Origin of the sequence: Margalitia sp. FSL K6-0131 (genome assembly GCF_038008735.1) — a bacterium.
GTDB classification, from domain to species: Bacteria; Bacillota; Bacilli; order Bacillales; family Bacillaceae_C; genus Margalitia; species Margalitia shackletonii.
This window is the reverse complement of record NZ_JBBOZS010000001.1, coordinates 188,069-205,493: the sequence shown is the minus strand read 5'-3', so window position 1 is coordinate 205,493 and position 17,425 is coordinate 188,069. Positions and strand designations below refer to the sequence as shown.

The following is a 17,425-nucleotide window of genomic DNA, read 5'->3' as shown; positions in this document are numbered from 1 at the left end:
TACTTATGAAGTTAGGTAGCATTTTTTACATAATGTTTTCCATCTATTTTCAGCATTTAACCATCTTTTTTTATGACATGATTCTCTTGAAAATCGATCTATTGGGACTTGCAGCAATTGATAAGCCTTCTTTGCCAAAGCAATTTGAATAGCTTCGAACTCTTTTGGTTCAACTTCTTGAATCATTGATAAGTTAAGTGACCTTTTATCGAATCGAATAAATTCTATTCGACTCTGCTTTGAAGGATCTACAGGATACTTCTTTAATTTCAATTCATGATGCGCACAGAAATCAATTCCTTGTAGCTGATGCTCACGATGAATATAGGGTTCTCCATACTGATCAATATCATTAGCAGCACATTCTGGACAATAACAGAGCCAGTCTTTTTTACAAATACCTCCTGCGACCATCCCAAGTCTTATATAAAGTCCTTTTCCATCTCCTTGAACATCATGTAGAAGTTCTTTCTGGCGGTTCTTAGAAAGAAAAGGAGCATAGAAAGGATAAATTGTATGCTTGGCTAATAGGCTCTCAACAGAATAGTTAGAGCCAAATTGCTCAACTAGTACAGAAAAATGGCTGCCAATCTCTACACTTGGTATCACAGTACGACTTTGAAATACTTCTTCCAATGTGTCCTTACAATCGATATTGCCACTATAAAAGTGATAACGAGCAATCGCTGAATACATCAATTCATCAGGATATGGGTTCGTAAAGAACGGTAGCATCCAAAATCCCCCTAGTTTTATTCGACATACTTCTATCATGTCGATCAATCTAGGTTTTTAGACACCTCATAACTTAATTTCTAAATTACTTATAGAATTCTTGTAGTGGACTTTTAATAAATCCTTTTAATTTCAACAATTCATAAGGGTGTTGTTTTTTTTCAATTGCTGCTGTTCTTAATGTTAACAATGGCAATAATTCTCCCTTTTGCATCTTTGATTCTTTATTTTTTTTCTTTTGTTGATTTATTGTAATAGCTTGTTGAATTGAATCTGTTTTTAATACATTTAAATCTGTATCAATCGGGTTATTTTCAACAATTTTGATTATAATTCGCTTAATATCACTCAATTCCAGATTATCAAAAATTCCTAGTGAGGCTACCTCCACAGTTAAATTTTCTATCGTATCCTGTCGCTTATATCCCAAAGTATTTTGTCGTTCTTTCATCGCCTTTTTGATTTTACCTTCATACTCTGTGTTTTGCTTATGGTTAATCATCAGATCATCTAGATTAATCATAATATCCTCGTACTTATACATCGCTTTTAAATCGCTTTTACGAATTGCATTAAGCATTGGTTGGATAATTTTCATATCTTCTTTTGCTGTTTTCTTCAGAACACGTGGAGTAATTCTTTCTTCTTCATTTGATTCATCAAATAAAGCTCGCTCCTGTGCTAAAATAAACAAGTTTACTGCAACCGAAGTTATCCCCTGACATTCCTCATAAAAAGTCTTTTTCACATCTTCAGTAAGTTCTGAGCGTGTTTTAAGACATTGTAATTCCCATAAAGTTTCTAAAAAGAAATCCCATTCCTCACTGTCCTCAGCCATACGATCCCAAATAATCGCACCGTCACTTGCTGCACGACGAGCTTGTCTGAAGTTACCTTTAAATAATTGCTGTGCCTTTGAAGTACCAATTAATACTGTGGGGATACCAACTGTATTTGATAGTGTAACAAAGAAATTCAGCATTTCCTCTTGGTCGTTCTTGGAATGTAAAAGGTGCTGAATTTCATCGATGACTAGCATACCAATACCATACATACTTGCTAATGAAGTCATATGTAAAAGCATTGTTGATGTAATACGATTTAAGTAGCCGTACTTCTCTAGATAACGAGTTCCTAATAAGTCATCAATCGCTTTGAAAAAGCTTTTACAAAGTGTTGATAAGCTGCCATCATATGGACAATCAATTTTAAGCCAAACAATTTGTGTACGGTTAAAAGGCTGGCCTTTATACGTCTCATGCTTAATAACTTGAGGATACATAAGTAACAATCGTTCAATTGCTGTTGTTTTACCAATACCAGATATACCGATAATTGATAAACTATCTGCTGTAGAACGAATATAATTCAAGCGCTCATCAATATATTTATGAGCTTCTTCCTCATCTTCACGTAATTGGTGTAATACTCGAATACGTTCAAAAAACGTTTTCTCTAAAGGATTTCGAGCTAAGTAACCTCTACGTATTAGCGTAGAAAGTCTCCGTTCTACTTCAAAATGAATTGGTAAAGGCTGAATAAAGTTTTTCACACGTTTTAGCACATGATATCGGATATTCGTTTCACTTTGCTTTTCTTGCTGTGTAATACGTGGGGTCACCATAAATCGCTCTAGTACATTGTCTTCATCGAAAATACATGGAAGAGCTTCGATGAATGGATTGTTACTATACTCAGATAAAGCTTGTTCCCTATATGTTGCTTTCTCAAAATCATCTTTAAGGACAAGATTATTCGTCTTTTCCAAACTTCTCATCTCGCTTCTTCTTTAGTTTTTCCATTAGACGCGAACTGGATTTTTTAGGTATGTCATCTTGCACTTTTTCTTTTGTTACAAAATCAATAACATCTGGTTTATCACTGACTACAGCTAGCGATAAATCAAATTTCTCCTCTACACGATTTAACTGTTTTTCCGTATGTTTGTTATCTCTTATCGAAACAATTTTTTCTTTCTTACTTGTCGGTTGATTGAATGATTGCTTTTTCTTCTTCTCTGCTTTTTTTATTATTTCATTCATCATGGCATCCGTATTAATTGTTAGCTGTACTTGATGAGATCGTTCGATTTCTTCCAATTCACTACGTAGCTGTTGATAAAAAACGATTTCCTCTAAAAAGTCGTTTCGATACTGTTGGCTTGGCTCAAGTAATATACACGCTTCATAATCCATACCATTATCATGAGGAATATATATCTTCTCGACATTACGAGGATCATAAACAATTTCAATACTGCGATTTTTTAACTTCAAGTACCACTGTTCTTCAATTGCTTGTCGTGAACCATATAACAAGTTTTTAAACTTAATACCGGCTCTAGAAATTGTTGCCTTGCCACGTGGTAACACATTTAAGCGTAGAATATTACGATCGATTGTTCTTAATCGCCCTTTACTATTTTGAATGCCCCAGTTCCATAAATTAACTGGTGTTGGTACTAAACCGTCTGTAATCATTTCTTTTTCCATTGGATATTTATCAATGATTTTATGATTATGATGAAGGACTAGCGTAATAATTAATGTTGTGAACTCTTTAAGATTTAACGTAGCATCTAAACGATAATCTTGATCTCCACGTTCTCGATATTCCTTTTGAATTGCACCAGGAGCCTTCTGTTTTATCTTGCCGTTAAACGTACGAAATTTGCGCTCAACAATTCCTTTTAAATCTCCTCGGTATGCTGTCGTATTTTCTATTTTTATATTTAAGTTATTGATTAAATTTTCGACAGAATATCCTTCAAACTCTCCACGATCTGCAATAATAATTTCAGGTAAATGTTTTGTTGGCCATTGTTCCTCAGTAATCTCGATTCCATATTTCTTACAAAACTCCACCTTGTCTGCTACCATATTATCTAAAGCCATCATCGCTCCAATCCATGAAGGTCCTTCTAATCCAACATATAGTCCTGTTATTATTCGTGAATACACATCAATGACAGCATAAATAACAGGGCGACCAATGACTTTATTTACATCCAACGAGCTCACTAAATAAATATCTGCAATTGTAGCATCAATTTGAAAGCGAGTACCTGGACCATTCGTTTCCGATTTTGAATCACTTAAAATAGGACGATGCTTCAGTTCATATTCTTTAGCACTTTTACGGAACTGAATATCTTTCTTTGGATCTTCTATTTTCTTAAACCAATAGTAAAACTGATTGTAAGACGGTATTCTGTTTACTTCCCATACTCTATATTTCATTTCACCATTTTCTTTATAACGGTCGGAATAAAAATCACGCAATATGAAATGATAGACATCTTTTAATGAGCAGTTGTTCGTTTTTCGGTAAAATTTATTAATGGCATGCTCAAACTGAAGCTTCACTTCGTCTGTTATATTAATGCCAGTTTGATAATCTCCACTAATTTGCACTCTACGTGGACGACCTGTTTTGGCTTCTTTCAAAGACTTTGCTTTACCCTTGCCACCAGAATTTGCATAGTCTGGTAACATGGAATTTTTATTCATACCACGCTGCCAATAACGGCTAAGTAATTTTTTTATTTTCGTTTTTCCAACTCCACTTGTCTTAACGATTTCAGTAATTTTCTTTTCTCTTCCTTTTTTTCGTAGTAACTCACTTATATTAGGGAGGATATATTCTTCTACTGTTCGCCAATCTTCTTCACGTTTACGAATTTGAACTTCTGTGAGCTCATTATCTGGGATAGCTTTTGCATAAGGATCACTTACAACAAGCAGTTCATCTTGATTCATCTCTGTTTGTAAGTTTAAATAAAGTTCCCTTTGGGGCATAGCACTTGTCGTATCAATATTGACTATATATACATAAGATTCTTCTATCTCAATAACACGTAATCTTCTTGAATCAGATACATATTGAAGCACTTGGTTAATCAACATCATCCGTATTTCACCTTCTTCAGATTGCTATCATCAATCGACTTAATGGTGATTGGCTTTTCCAAATTTAAAGGCTCAATCATATCTATGATGATGATTTTTCGAGATAATAAATGATAAAACAACGTTACACCACTACCAAAAGGCAAATGCGTATCTGTATCAAATTCATTTGTGATTTTACGAATGCTTTCTGTAGTTCCTAATAACCTTTGCATTAAAGAAATAGATAAGTCTTCAATATGCTGTGCACTCATTTCTCGAAATACATCATAATCTCGAATGTCATAGTAATCGTGGATAAAACTGATGTTTCTTGCCATTGTTTTAAGTATTTCTTCTTCTGTTACAATGCCCCAATCAATTCCTTTTCGATGCCAATACTCACGTTCAATCTCAAACTTTTCAAGTATACGCTCTTTTAATAATTCATCCTTCATTTTAATTGTATGAGCTACTTCAAATACGCTTTGTCCATTATTAATCGTTAATAAAAAATCCGTTGTCATCACAATCGGTTCTCCCGTTCTAGGATCGGTAGGATGTTTAATACCTAACTCATCTGCAATGACAATTGTTTCTTCCAATGGAAGTAAAGGAAATTGTTCACGAATATCAAGAACCAAATCCGAATATTCAGTAATATAAAAGTAGTTTCGTTCTAAATCTGATAAAAACTCATGCTGCCTTTTTGTCTTAATTCCTTTCAAGCGAGTAGATCTACCTAACGAAGATACATCTTGGATCTTTAACCATGGTTTATATTCTGAACCAATTCCTGAGCCACGACCTTCCTTAATCCACTTCTCAATTTTAGATGTTCTTTTTCTTTTAGACATAAAAACACCCCTTTAGACAATCATATCTAAAGGGGAAAAGCTTCGCAACTTTCTTTAAAACATCGTGACTTTCTTCAAAACATCGCATCTTTTTTATAAACATCGCGACTTTATTTCAAATCCACAACATCATCTATTCTTCAACTAACCATTACTCCACTGTGACACTTTTCGCCAAGTTACGTGGTTTATCCACATCACAGTCGCGATGAAGGGCAGCGTAGTATGCGATTAGTTGTAATGGTACTACAGAGATAAGAGGTGTTAATAATTCGTGTACTTCCGGTATGATGAAACGGTCTTCATCTGTTTCTAAGCCTTTCATGGAAATGATACAAGGGTTTGCACCACGAGCCGTTACTTCTTTGACATTACCACGAATGCTTAAGTTGACATTCTTTTGTGTTGCCAACGCGATGACAGGTGTTCCTTCTTCGATTAAAGCGATGGTACCATGCTTTAATTCTCCACCAGCAAAGCCTTCTGCTTGAATATATGAAATTTCTTTTAACTTTAGTGCCCCTTCAAGTCCTACATAATTGTCAAGAGAACGTCCGATAAAGAAGCAGTTACGAGTTACAGTTAAATACTCATAAGCAATTTTTTCGATTTCTTCCTTCGAATCACACAATACTTCCATTGCATTTGCGACAATTCCAAGTTCATGAATAAGGTCGAATTCTTCTGCGATTCCTTTTACTTTTGCCGTAACAGTTGCAAGGATGGAAAGCACGGCAATCTGTGCTGTATATGCTTTTGTCGAAGCAACTGCAATCTCTGGTCCTGCATGTAATAATAAAGTATAGTCTGCTTCACGTGAAAGTGTAGAGCCAGCAACATTCGTGATCGTTAATGCCTTATAGCCTAAATTCTTCACATTTACAAGTACAGAACGGCTGTCTGCTGTTTCACCGCTTTGGGAGATGAAAATAAATAAAGGCTTTTCGCTTAAAAGCGGCATATTGTAACTGAACTCACTTGCTACATGCACTTCTACTGGAATTTTTGCGAGCTTTTCGATTAGCTGCTTCCCTACAAGTCCAGCATGGTAACTCGTTCCACACGCTACGATGTAAACACGGTCGGCTTCTTTTAGAGCAGCAGTAATATCGGAATCAATTGCTAGTTCCCCATTAATATCCTGATACGCCTGAATGATTTTTCTCATTACAAGAGGCTGTTCATCGATTTCCTTCAACATGTAGTGAGGATAGGTTCCCTTTTCAATATCACTTGCATCAATTGAAGCGGTATATGGATCACGTTTAACTTGGTTGCCTTGGAGATCCTCAATGACAATTGCATTATTCGTAACGATGACCATCTCTTTATCCATTAGTTCGATATATTGATTCGTTACCTGAATCATTGCCATCGCATCACTAGCAACTACATTAAAGCCTTCTCCAACCCCGACTAGGAGCGGACTCTTGTTTTTCGCAACATAAATAGTGCTATTATCTTCCGTATCTAATAATGCAAGTGCATAGGAACCAATAAGTAGAGTAAGAGTTTTGCGGAATGCTTCCTTCGTAGAAAGCCCCTCACCTGCAAACTTTTCAACTAGTTGAACAATGATTTCCGTGTCCGTTTCACTTCTTAGTTCAACATCCTTTAAATACTCCTGTTGCAAGTGGGAATAGTTTTCAATTACTCCATTATGAACAAGCGTAAAACGGCCTGATGCACTCTGATGGGGATGAGCATTTCCTTTGCTCGGAACACCGTGAGTTGCCCAGCGTGTATGTCCAATTCCCTTTGGAGCTTGAACTTCCTCCGAAACAATTGCACGAAGATCTGCAATTCTTCCCTTTTCTTTGAAAACATGAACCATATTTCCGTTCTGCAACGCAATACCTGCAGAGTCATATCCTCTATATTCAAGCTTTTCTAAGCCTTTTAGTAAAATTTCCTTCGCATCTTTTTGTCCAATATAACCTACAATACCACACATTTTGTATCTTCCTCCCTAATAATAGGGGCAAGAATACTAGGAGCATTCCTGCCCCTTATCTCTGCTTTTTAGTTGGTAGTTTTCCTGTTCATATAAATCATCTAATCTTTTCCTGATTTCGTATCTGCTGTGAAATAGAAACATAGATTCATTAATGAAATAGGATCTTTTCCACTTTTCTTTTTCCTTTGTGCACCAAGTCACCTCAGTGTTTTAAGAAAAAGACATCGACTGTGTGTGGCAGCCGGGAGGTATCCGCCGAAATCCTCGATACTCCTCCACCTCGTCAACTAAACCTCTACGTTTAGTTCTGGCGCTTTTAAATAAAATATTGTGACACTATCCTCCTTTTCCCTTTGATGTTAACTCCAATTAAAAAGCACCATTATCTTACCTTACTTTAGTGCTTTTCGTCAATAAAAAACTTTTTTTCGTTTCAATTGTTGCTTTTCATCATTTGTTTTTAGTCTAAAAATAGGTAATTTTTGAGGTTCTTAATTTAAAAAAGCAACAAAGAAAAAGAGCTATAAAAAACATTACATAAATAAAATATGCATACGGGATTGGAAGGTGACCCGTATGCATATCCATTTTATTTTTCCACTTTTAATCCCATTTCTTTTTCCACAACTTCTACAATTCGACGCACGTATTCTTCACATTTTTCTTCAGTCGGCGCTTCTGCCATTACACGAACTAATGGTTCTGTTCCGGAAGGGCGGACGAGAATTCGACCATTACCTCCCATTTCTGATTCTACTTCTTGGATAATGGCTTTTACACTTTCATTATCCGTCACATGATATTTATCTGAAACCATTACATTCACAAGTTTTTGTGGATATTTTTTCATTTCCTTTGCAAGCTCGGATAATGGCTTTTTCGTCGCCTTCATAATATTAACAAGCTGAATACCGGATAACAGGCCATCCCCTGTTGTATTATAATCTAAAAAGATAACATGTCCGGATTGTTCACCGCCAAGGTTATAACCGTCATTTTTCATTTCTTCCACTACATAACGATCCCCGACAGCGGTTTGAATACTCTTAATGCCGAGTTCCTCCAGACCTTTATGAAATCCTAAGTTACTCATAACAGTAGATACCACCGTAGAATGCTTTAAACGGCCTTCACTCTTAAGGTATTTTGCACAGATATACATGATCTGATCGCCATCCACGATTTCACCATTTTCATCCACTGCAATCATGCGGTCGCCATCACCATCGAAGGCAAGACCTACATCCGCTCCTTTTTCTTTTACAAAAGCGGCTAGATTTTCGGGATGTGTAGAACCGACACCTTCATTAATATTCAATCCATCCGGAGATGCTCCCATAGTAGATACATCCGCATCAAGATCAGCGAATAGATGCGTTGCTAAAGAAGAGGTTGCGCCATTAGCACAATCTAATGCAATATGAATGCCTGAGAAATCTTCTTCAACCGTTTGCTTCAAAAATTGTAAATATTTTTGACCACCTTCAAAGTAATCGTTTACCATACCAAGATCTTTCCCAACTGGACGCGGTAGATGATCCTCTTGCTGGTCAAGTAATTCTTCAATTTCCAGCTCCTGTTGGTCCACTAGCTTAAAGCCGTCAGATCCGAAAAACTTAATTCCATTATCGGCAACCGGATTATGGGATGCAGAAATCATAACTCCAGCCTGAGCACCTAACGCTTTTGTTAAAAAAGCAACACCAGGTGTTGAAATAACACCTAAACGCATGACCTCTGCTCCTATGGAAAGCAAGCCGGCAACTAGTGCACCTTCCAGCATATGACCGGAAATACGAGTATCACGACCAATTATAACCTTAGGTCGCTCCGAATTTTTTGTTAATACATATCCACCATAACGTCCGAGTTTAAATGCCAGTTCGGGTGTTAATTCTGTATTAGCAATCCCTCTTACTCCGTCAGTACCAAAATATTTACCCATAAAATCTTTCTCTCCTTCTTTAAATCCATTGTCTATACATTACTTTGATTTTTTTCAGTTAAACGAATTTTTGCCTTCTTACTGGATAATTCCCACGATAAGTCGTTTGGCCCGTTAACTTCTATGTTCACATTATGATCACCAGGTTTTAACCCCGATAAGTCCAGAAACACATCAAAATTATGATCGTCTATGTTCTTAAGCTCTTGACTTGGACCCGTCACATTTAGGTCCACAAGACCATCAGAAGGGGATAGGAATTCTAAATCATAATTATCATCCAAACCTTTACTGCTCAACTTAATATTCGAAAAGGTTTTTTGTTCCACCTTATCCCGCACCTTTACCTTTACCTTCACCGCTCCTGGATCCAGTTTATTAACGCCTTTAGGACTCTTCAATGGAACAGTAAGATCCGTATCTTTAGCAATTTTGCTAATATCAACATCTAAGGTTAGGGCATCAATGGTTTTTAATACATCACTTTTTCCGTAAATAGTCACATTCTTTGGATCTGTCGAGATACTGTCAATGACCACCCCATCTTGCTCTTTTCCTGTAGGGTTAATGGTAATTGGCACCGTCTTACTTGGATTCTTTACTGGTATGTTAACCTGCACAGTACCGGGATTCACTGACACATCTAATTTGTTAAAATTACGGTCGAGTACTTGTACCCATGCATCTTTCGTTATATCAGCATCAATGTTCTTATTGACATTTAATGCCGCTCTTACATAGCTAATTTTATCAATAACATCTTTTGCACCGGTGATTTTAACGGTTTTCGGACTAACAGTTGGCTGTTCCGCCTCAAATCCTTCCGCCAGTAAATCCGAATTAAATTCTGCGGTAACTGGCTTTTCAACGGTGACCTTTTCTTGTACAGATACTTCTACCGCTGCAGGGGAAATTTTTGCTGTTAATTTATCCGAAAGACCCTTTGTCTTTAGTTTCACTCTTTGACGCCCAATTTTGGCATTGCTTAAATCAACAAACACACTGAAATCTCTGGAGCTTTTTGCAAACTCAACAAGATTATTAGGGCCGGAGAGTGTTACCTCCACCGTTTTAGGAACTCCCGAAACAACGGTATTTTCCTCATCATAATAAAGTACAACCGGCATTTGTACGGTTGCTTCCCCTTTATTTGATTTAATGTTTTTAAAGAGACTTTGATTATCATGTACGGAAGTAAATAATAAAAGGGCTAGGAGCAGTGCAAGAATTCTAATAAACCATTTACTTTCCATAAATTTATCCATGCTTCTTCACCCTCCAATTCCACTTTGATGAGGAAGCCTGTTTATCATGATCTACGTCAAAAAGTTCTTTTTCCAATAAGTGTTTAAATTGCTCTATCGTAAGGTCACGATGTAATTCACCATTTTTCGTTAAGGAAATACCACCTGTTTCCTCGGAAACAACAATCGTCACACTATCTGTTACCTCACTGATTCCGATTGCTGCCCGATGCCTTGTACCAAGTTCTTTTGAAATAAAAGGACTTTCAGATAATGGCAAATAGCATGCTGCCGCGGCAATTTGGTTTTTTTGAAGAATAACAGCACCATCATGCAAAGGAGTGTTTGGAATGAAAATGTTGATTAAAAGTTCCGAGGATATCGCCGAATTTAGCGGTATACCCGTTTCTATGTAATCACTCAATCCGGTTTCCCTTTCAAATGAGATTAATGCACCAATTCTCCGTTTTGCCATATAGCTGGTCGCTTTAACCAGAGATTCAATAATCCGGTTGCGTTCCTCATCCTCATGGACATTTCCGCGTGAGAAGAGTTTCCCTCGACCTAATTGTTCGAGCGCCCTTCTCAATTCCGGCTGGAAGATGATGATAACTCCTAAAAATCCCCATGTAATTACTTTGTCAATCATCCAACCTAACGTATTAAATCCTAGAACGCCACTTAGTGCTCTGGCAAGAACAATGACGATGATTCCCTTTAACAGCTGAACCGCTTTTGTACCGCGAATCACCATTAATAGCTTATATATCACGTACCAAACGAGGAGTATGTCTACTATACTGGATAGATAATCTAAGACAGTGAAATTAGCAAACGACATCTTTTGTCCTCCATTAGTTTTTAATCAGAGACTCTTTTCTTAACTTTATTCATTCAAAAACCAGATCAATTTAAATGATGCAATTTTTAAGATAAGATGCCCCTAAACAATACTTGTTTTATTATTATTTTACACATAATGCGAATAGCAATATTTTACGAAAACAGCTTAATTAAAAAATTGCTTAGTTATTATTATACCATATTATAAGAAAACAAAATAAAAGGAAACAATCCTGCATAAATTGCTTCCTTAGTAACATTTATTTAAAATAATTTACTATCTTCTTTCCCGTATCCTTCATTTCGAACCATAGCCAATCGTATATTTCATTAATTTCCTTTACATTTCCGGTGACATTTCCTGCTGATGCCATGTATTTCTTTCCGTTAATTACGGTGACATCCCCTTCTACTTTGCCATCTACTCGCAGGTCGCCATTCTTCACCACGAGATCACCTTTAATTACCTCTCCCTTTGGTACTATCACTGTGTGGTCCTTTACTATTAAGTGCGGGTTTTTCGTAAAGGAAAACTCATGATCATCATTCCACACTGAGAAGACAGTGCCTCCCATCAAAATAATAAATACAGAAACTGCAACTAATAGTGGATGGACTCTGATCCAGCGTTTTATTCCTGCTTGAAGCTGCTCCTTAGGCAATTGTGCCATTACTTTTTTTGTAAAATCATGCGGAGCAAATATATGTGAACCACTTTTAACATAGGCAACAGTTTTCTTGAGCTCTTGAAAATGCTTTCCACAATCAGGACAATGTTGTATATGTTCTTTAAGCACTTGTTCCTCATTCGCTGTTAGTTCACCATCTAGATATTTGTGCATATAGAGAATAATTTCTTCAGAACAAGTATTCAATTTCGTTCTCATCCTCTCTATAAATTTCGAAGTTGCTTTCGAAGTGCTTCTCGTCCTCGATGTATCCTTGTCTTTACCGTTCCAAGGGGTAAATTCATTATTTCACTTATCTCATTTAATGATAAGTCTTCTACATATTTCAATACAATGACCGAACGATATTTTTCGGGTAAATGGTAAATGGCCTGCTGAATATTTTCTTGCAGCTCTATATTTTCAACTTCCACATCAGGTAATCGGTCATTGGAAGGAATTTGTGAATATAAAGTAAGCCCGTCAGTTCCTGACACTTCAGCATCTAAATAATAATCAGGCTTCTTCCTGCGTAATCGGTCGATACATAAATTTGTTGCTATGCGATAAAGCCAAGTAGAAAATTTTCGTTCCTGCTTAAAGCTTTCAATATTTAAATACGCACGAATAAAAGCTTCCTGTGCCACTTCCTCCGCATCATGACGATTCCCCAACATACGATAACATATTTGAAAAACCTTGTCTTTAAATAGCTCTACTATGTCTTCATAAGCATTACGATCACCTTTTATAACTTGCTTAATTCTCTTTTTTACAAGCATTTCCATCTAGTTTCCCTCCGCCCTAGCGGCTATACATTGTTACGAATGAATAGCAAAAAGGTTTCAAAAAAATCTATACTTCTATATTATCAAATATTTACCAATGAATGTTTTATTTTTTACAAAAATGGATAAACAGTAAATAATAAACGCAAATACAAGCATTAGGAAATTTTTCGGAAGACCATGCTGTAAGGATAGTCTTCATTAGAAAAGAGGAGGTTTTTATATGAAGATGCAAAAGATAATATCTAATATTGAAGAAAAACGAAAAGAAATGATTGAACTTGCATTAAAATCCTCTTTTAACAATGAAAAAGTTATTGAAGCGAGTGACAAATTAGATCAGCTACTTAATCAATATGAAGTGTTAAAAAGAAGTATGAAAGAATAAAAAAGAGGCTGGGACAAAACCCGCCTCTGAGATGAAAAAGCCGGTGAAATTTTACGACAAGTAAAATTTCACCGGCTTTGATTATTTTTTGAATAAAAATAAGGACCGCTTCTGATAAAATTAAGTCACCACAACAAAATTATACAGAAAGAAGGATCCTTATGTTTAAAAATTATACCATGAATCAATTAGTTTTGCCTTTAGATTTAGAAGTAAAATTACAAAAAAATGATATTGCCTTCCATGTCCATCATTTAGTTGAAAGCATCCCTCTTGAAGCGTTCGAACCATTTCTGCGAAATAATGGCTGCCCTGCCTACCATCCACGCATGATGCTTAAAATTATCTTATGTGCTTACACGCAATCTATCTTTTCAGGACGCAAAATGGAAGCCCTATTAAAAGACAGTATCCGTATGATGTGGTTAGCTCAAGGTTATCAACCAAGCTACCGCACCATCAACCGATTCCGTGTTCAATCAGAAGTGAAAGATTTAATTCGCCAATGTTTCGTCCAATTTCGTTGCCAATTGATCGAAGAAAAACTTATCGATCAAGAAGCGGTTTTTATCGATGGTACAAAGATTGAAGCGAATGCGAATAAATTTACGTTTGTCTGGAAGAAATCGATTGAGAAATATCATCAAAGTTTAATTGAAAAGTCAAACCAGCTATACAATGAACTGCTTGAAAATGAAATTATACCTGAAATGGAACGTGAAAGCGATGAACAGTTATCATTGGAAGAACTCGCTCAATTGGTTCAAAAAGTGGACGATGTCGTAACCGAGTATGATAAACAAATAGAAGCATCATCAGACGTTCCAGAACGAAAAGCTTTAAGAAATGAACGGAAATACCCAAAACAAGTGCGAAAACAGTTGATTGATTTTGTCCTGCGAAAACAGAAATACCAACAAGACATTGAAATCTTTGGCACGCGTAATAGCTATTCTAAAACAGATCCAGATGCGACATTTATGCGAATGAAAGATGATTATATGCAAAACGGACAATTGAAAGCTGGTTACAATGTACAAATCGCAACGGAGGGCCAATACGCGCTTGCCTATAGTTTATTTTCAAACCCAACAGATACGCGTACGTTAATTCCATTTTTAGATGAGATCGAGCAGCATTATTTCGAGTTACCGAAACACATTGCCGCAGATGCAGGTTATGGTAGTGAACAAAACTTTAATGATATCCTTTTGAAAAGAAAACGAGAAGCACTTATTACATATAATATGTATTTGAAGGAACAAAAGAAAAAGTACAAACAAAACACTTTTAATCCCGACAACTGGAAGTATGATAAAGAAACAGATACCTATACATGCCCTAATCAGAAACGTCTTGAATATCAATATCATTCAGTCCGAAATGACCGTACAGGCTTCCAACGGAAGTTCAAAATCTACGAGTGCGAAGACTGTTCGGGATGCCCATTCCGTTCATCCTGTACAAAAGCAAAAGAAGGCAACAATCGAAAACTAATGGTGAATGAAAAATGGGAACAGCAAAAAGAATATGTAAGAGCGAAGCTTTCAGAAGAGAAAACGAGTGCCATCTATCGAAAACGCAAAATCGATGTGGAACCAGTTTTTGGATTCTTGAAGGCTAATTTGCGTTTCGCTCGATTTTCTGTACGAGGAAAATCGAAGGTAGAAAACGAAATGGGCCTTGCGTTAATGGCAGTGAATTTAAGAAAATTCACTGCCAAACAACTAAGGTAATAGAAAATTTAAACGCAAAAATAGAGAAAGGTGAATTTGAGTTCCCTCAAATTCACCTTTCTCACTATTTGAAGCTAGTTATGTCCCAGCCTCTAGATTATGATTATAATAGCTTTTCCCCAAATAATGAACACATTAAACCTACAGCAACATCTGCTGTTTTATTCTTGTCATCGAGAATTGGATTGACTTCAACAAATTCTGCTGATGTGATGATACCCGATTCAGCAAGCATCTCCATTGCTAAATGACTTTCGCGGTAGCTTATTCCTCCCATTACAGGGGTTCCCACACCTGGACAGTCGTTTGGATCTAATCCGTCTAAATCTAATGATAGGTGAACACCATCCGTACGATCCTTTAAGTATTCAATCGTTTCCTCTATTACTCTTGTCATACCCATACGATCAATTTCATGCATGGTATACACTTTAATGCCCTTTTCCTTAATTAACTCTCTTTCTCCTTCATCTAGATCTCTAGCTCCGATCAGAACGATATTTTCATATTTTACTTTCGGGCAATAACCGCCAATATTCGTTAATGTTTCATTCCCAAGCCCTAAACTTGCAGCAAGCGGCATTCCGTGAATATTGCCTGAAGGAGAGGTTTCTGGAATATTTAAATCTCCATGAGCATCATACCAAATTACACCTAGGTTTTTATAATGTTTAGATACTCCTGCTAAAGTACCAATAGCAATACTATGATCTCCTCCTAAAATTAGAGGAAAATCACCTTTTTCAACAATCTCATTAACTTTAGAAGCTAATATTTCACTCGCATCTGCAACCGCTTTCAAATTCCTTAAATTTAATTCTGCATCATGCAATCTTTCTGCTTTGCCAATTTCTATATCATCCATATCATGAACTTCGTATCCAAGCTTTTCAATACGCTCTACAACATCCGCATACCGAATCGCACTCGGTCCCATATTAACCCCTCTGCGAGTCTGTCCTAAATCCATCGGGACACCAAGAATCGAAATATTCTTTTTCATATAAAACCCTCCTTTTCCCTTATACGCTTATTGTATACAGGAAAAAGAAATGACTCAACTCGACAACTTTCTGTATATATATTCAATTAAAAAAGCTGTGAAAATTTCTCACAGCCAGTCAGTATTGTTCACTCTTTTTCCTTATCTTCTTTCCAATTAGTTACCCCATCATCTTCATCAAACTCAATTAAAACATCTACTACTCCGTTTTCCTCCATAATTCTTTGTTCCAATCGATCTTTTATGTCATCTGCCTCTGCCACGGTTAAAGTTGGATCTACCTCAATTTCAAGTTCTACATGGAGATCCTCACCTTCTTTGATTACGGTAACATCCTGAATATCTTTTACAGAAGGATCATTCATAACAATCTTGCCGATTCTATCTTCCATTTCTTCATCTGCTTCACCTAATGCTCCAGCAGCATTATCTAGAAAAACTTTACCAACGACAATAAACATCATCACACCAATTAAGATAGACGCTATTCCTTCTGCCTGATGAAAAGAAGTAAAATGAGAAATAACCACGGCTATAATGGCAAGCAAGCCTCCGCCTGTAGCAACCGTATCTTCCAAAAACACTAATTTCGTCGCAGGTTTTGCTTTCGAAAAACCTCTCATACTTTGTATAACAATTCCGAATCCTTTTGCCTCGACACCTACACTGTGTACGATTTCCTTCATCGCCTTAAAAAGAACAAAAGATTCTAGTATTACACCTGCACCTAACACAACGATATTAATAATAAACCCATGTGAAACGGTAGGATGGATGATATGATGAAATCCTTCCTTTATTGTTTCGAATGACATAATCCCCACTATTAAAACTGCTCCGAGTAATACAAGGTTTACCAGTCTTCCAAATCCATTTGGGAAACGATCAGTAGGAGCCTTTTTACTTAAAGCCGATCCAATAAATACAAATAGCTGATTTGCTGCATCCCCTAAACTATGCATCGTCTCCGCAAACATCGCAACATTGCCTGTGAGAAAAAAGGCAATACCTTTTATTATAGAAATAATTGTATTTACTATAGCGGCTAATAAAGCTGATTTATTACCGCCTTTTAAAAGCCTAAATAACTCTGTCATCCATGACCTCCAATGAAATTTATTCTTTCATTATACATTAGGATTTTGTTGTTTTCGTAATTTTATGGTGGATATTTTTTGAAATTTGAAGGAAGGGGTTTTCTGGAATAAGGTTTTAAAATAGCATGTGGAGAAGCATTGTAAATAAACAAACACTAGCAAATCAAAAGCATATGAAGTTCCATCGTTATAATATTTTTCGTCTTGTACAAAGTTTATCGGACACTAGTTCCTTTATCTGTGACAAAACACGATAATTCCTTGAGTTTGCGGACAT

Annotated in this window: 14 protein-coding genes; 2 read left to right on the top strand and 12 right to left on the bottom strand. The window is 36.3% G+C overall.

Features of this window, described 5'->3' with window-relative positions:
* Positions 1–3: 3 nt before the first annotated feature.
* From NSQ59_RS01100 to sigW, 10 genes are all read right to left on the bottom strand, one after another.
* Positions 4–735, bottom strand: coding sequence for a TniQ family protein (locus tag NSQ59_RS01100; protein ID WP_340828650.1), 732 nt, complete (start codon positions 733–735; stop codon positions 4–6).
* An 85-nt stretch (positions 736–820) separates the two neighbouring features.
* On the bottom strand, positions 821–2,512 hold the full coding sequence (locus NSQ59_RS01095; protein WP_340828646.1) for an ATP-binding protein: 1,692 nt from the start codon (positions 2,510–2,512) through the stop codon (positions 821–823).
* Positions 2,487–4,643: a Mu transposase C-terminal domain-containing protein gene (locus tag NSQ59_RS01090; protein ID WP_340828644.1), complete on the bottom strand. Its 2,157-nt coding sequence runs from the start codon at positions 4,641–4,643 to the stop codon at positions 2,487–2,489. The genes NSQ59_RS01095 and NSQ59_RS01090 overlap by 26 nt, the downstream gene beginning before the upstream one ends.
* Positions 4,640–5,479, bottom strand: a complete 840-nt coding sequence (locus NSQ59_RS01085; RefSeq protein ID WP_055737857.1) for a heteromeric transposase endonuclease subunit TnsA — start codon at positions 5,477–5,479, stop codon at positions 4,640–4,642. Before NSQ59_RS01085 ends, NSQ59_RS01090 begins: the two co-directional genes overlap by 4 nt.
* A gap of 151 nt (positions 5,480–5,630) precedes the next feature.
* Positions 5,631–7,433 carry a glutamine--fructose-6-phosphate transaminase (isomerizing) gene (gene glmS, locus NSQ59_RS01080; protein WP_340828643.1) on the bottom strand — a complete coding sequence of 601 codons (1,803 nt, stop codon included), beginning with the start codon at positions 7,431–7,433 and terminating at the stop codon, positions 5,631–5,633.
* 592 nt (positions 7,434–8,025) lie between these two features.
* Complete coding sequence (glmM, locus tag NSQ59_RS01075; protein WP_055737855.1) at positions 8,026–9,381, bottom strand: phosphoglucosamine mutase; 1,356 nt, start codon at positions 9,379–9,381, stop codon at positions 8,026–8,028.
* 32 nt (positions 9,382–9,413) lie between these two features.
* Entirely contained in the window at positions 9,414–10,646 is a 1,233-nt protein-coding gene (locus NSQ59_RS01070; RefSeq protein WP_340828642.1) for a CdaR family protein, read from the bottom strand.
* Positions 10,639–11,466 carry a diadenylate cyclase CdaA gene (gene cdaA / locus NSQ59_RS01065; protein WP_055737853.1) on the bottom strand — a complete coding sequence of 276 codons (828 nt, stop codon included), beginning with the start codon at positions 11,464–11,466 and terminating at the stop codon, positions 10,639–10,641. The genes NSQ59_RS01070 and cdaA overlap by 8 nt, the downstream gene beginning before the upstream one ends.
* Before the next feature lie 262 nt (positions 11,467–11,728).
* On the bottom strand, positions 11,729–12,355 hold the full coding sequence (locus tag NSQ59_RS01060; protein ID WP_055737852.1) for an anti-sigma factor family protein: 627 nt from the start codon (positions 12,353–12,355) through the stop codon (positions 11,729–11,731).
* Between the two features lie 5 nt (positions 12,356–12,360).
* Entirely contained in the window at positions 12,361–12,924 is a 564-nt protein-coding gene (gene sigW, locus NSQ59_RS01055) for an RNA polymerase sigma factor SigW (RefSeq protein WP_055737851.1), read from the bottom strand.
* Positions 12,925–13,147: 223 nt separating this feature from the next.
* Here sigW and NSQ59_RS01050 point away from each other — a divergent pair, with 223 nt between their 5' ends.
* Positions 13,148–13,312: an aspartyl-phosphate phosphatase Spo0E family protein gene (locus tag NSQ59_RS01050; protein WP_083489166.1), complete on the top strand. Its 165-nt coding sequence runs from the start codon at positions 13,148–13,150 to the stop codon at positions 13,310–13,312.
* A 161-nt stretch (positions 13,313–13,473) separates the two neighbouring features.
* Positions 13,474–15,048: an IS1182 family transposase gene (locus NSQ59_RS01045; RefSeq protein ID WP_055737850.1), complete on the top strand. Its 1,575-nt coding sequence runs from the start codon at positions 13,474–13,476 to the stop codon at positions 15,046–15,048.
* A 103-nt stretch (positions 15,049–15,151) separates the two neighbouring features.
* On the opposite strand, the gene rocF is transcribed toward NSQ59_RS01045, so the two are convergent.
* Both rocF and NSQ59_RS01035 read right to left on the bottom strand, forming a co-directional pair.
* A complete protein-coding gene (rocF, locus tag NSQ59_RS01040; RefSeq protein ID WP_055737849.1) occupies positions 15,152–16,051 on the bottom strand; it encodes an arginase in 900 nt (299 codons plus the stop codon).
* Positions 16,052–16,179: 128 nt separating this feature from the next.
* Entirely contained in the window at positions 16,180–17,148 is a 969-nt protein-coding gene (locus NSQ59_RS01035) for a cation diffusion facilitator family transporter (protein ID WP_055737848.1), read from the bottom strand.
* Between the last annotated feature and the right edge of the window lie 277 nt (positions 17,149–17,425).

What these genes read in the sequence shown, in the direction of transcription:
- NSQ59_RS01100 (WP_340828650.1), bottom strand. Translation starts at nt 735, where the DNA reads ATGCTACCGTTCTTTACGAACCCATATCCTGATGAATTGATGTATTCA.
- NSQ59_RS01095 (WP_340828646.1), bottom strand. Translation starts at nt 2,512, where the DNA reads ATGAGAAGTTTGGAAAAGACGAATAATCTTGTCCTTAAAGATGATTTT.
- NSQ59_RS01090 (WP_340828644.1), bottom strand. Translation starts at nt 4,643, where the DNA reads ATGATGTTGATTAACCAAGTGCTTCAATATGTATCTGATTCAAGAAGA.
- NSQ59_RS01085 (WP_055737857.1), bottom strand. Translation starts at nt 5,479, where the DNA reads ATGTCTAAAAGAAAAAGAACATCTAAAATTGAGAAGTGGATTAAGGAA.
- glmS (WP_340828643.1), bottom strand. Translation starts at nt 7,433, where the DNA reads ATGTGTGGTATTGTAGGTTATATTGGACAAAAAGATGCGAAGGAAATT.
- glmM (WP_055737855.1), bottom strand. Translation starts at nt 9,381, where the DNA reads ATGGGTAAATATTTTGGTACTGACGGAGTAAGAGGGATTGCTAATACA.
- NSQ59_RS01070 (WP_340828642.1), bottom strand. Translation starts at nt 10,646, where the DNA reads ATGGATAAATTTATGGAAAGTAAATGGTTTATTAGAATTCTTGCACTG.
- cdaA (WP_055737853.1), bottom strand. Translation starts at nt 11,466, where the DNA reads ATGTCGTTTGCTAATTTCACTGTCTTAGATTATCTATCCAGTATAGTA.
- NSQ59_RS01060 (WP_055737852.1), bottom strand. Translation starts at nt 12,355, where the DNA reads ATGAGAACGAAATTGAATACTTGTTCTGAAGAAATTATTCTCTATATG.
- sigW (WP_055737851.1), bottom strand. Translation starts at nt 12,924, where the DNA reads ATGGAAATGCTTGTAAAAAAGAGAATTAAGCAAGTTATAAAAGGTGAT.
- NSQ59_RS01050 (WP_083489166.1), top strand. Translation starts at nt 13,148, where the DNA reads ATGAAGATGCAAAAGATAATATCTAATATTGAAGAAAAACGAAAAGAA.
- NSQ59_RS01045 (WP_055737850.1), top strand. Translation starts at nt 13,474, where the DNA reads ATGTTTAAAAATTATACCATGAATCAATTAGTTTTGCCTTTAGATTTA.
- rocF (WP_055737849.1), bottom strand. Translation starts at nt 16,051, where the DNA reads ATGAAAAAGAATATTTCGATTCTTGGTGTCCCGATGGATTTAGGACAG.
- NSQ59_RS01035 (WP_055737848.1), bottom strand. Translation starts at nt 17,148, where the DNA reads ATGACAGAGTTATTTAGGCTTTTAAAAGGCGGTAATAAATCAGCTTTA.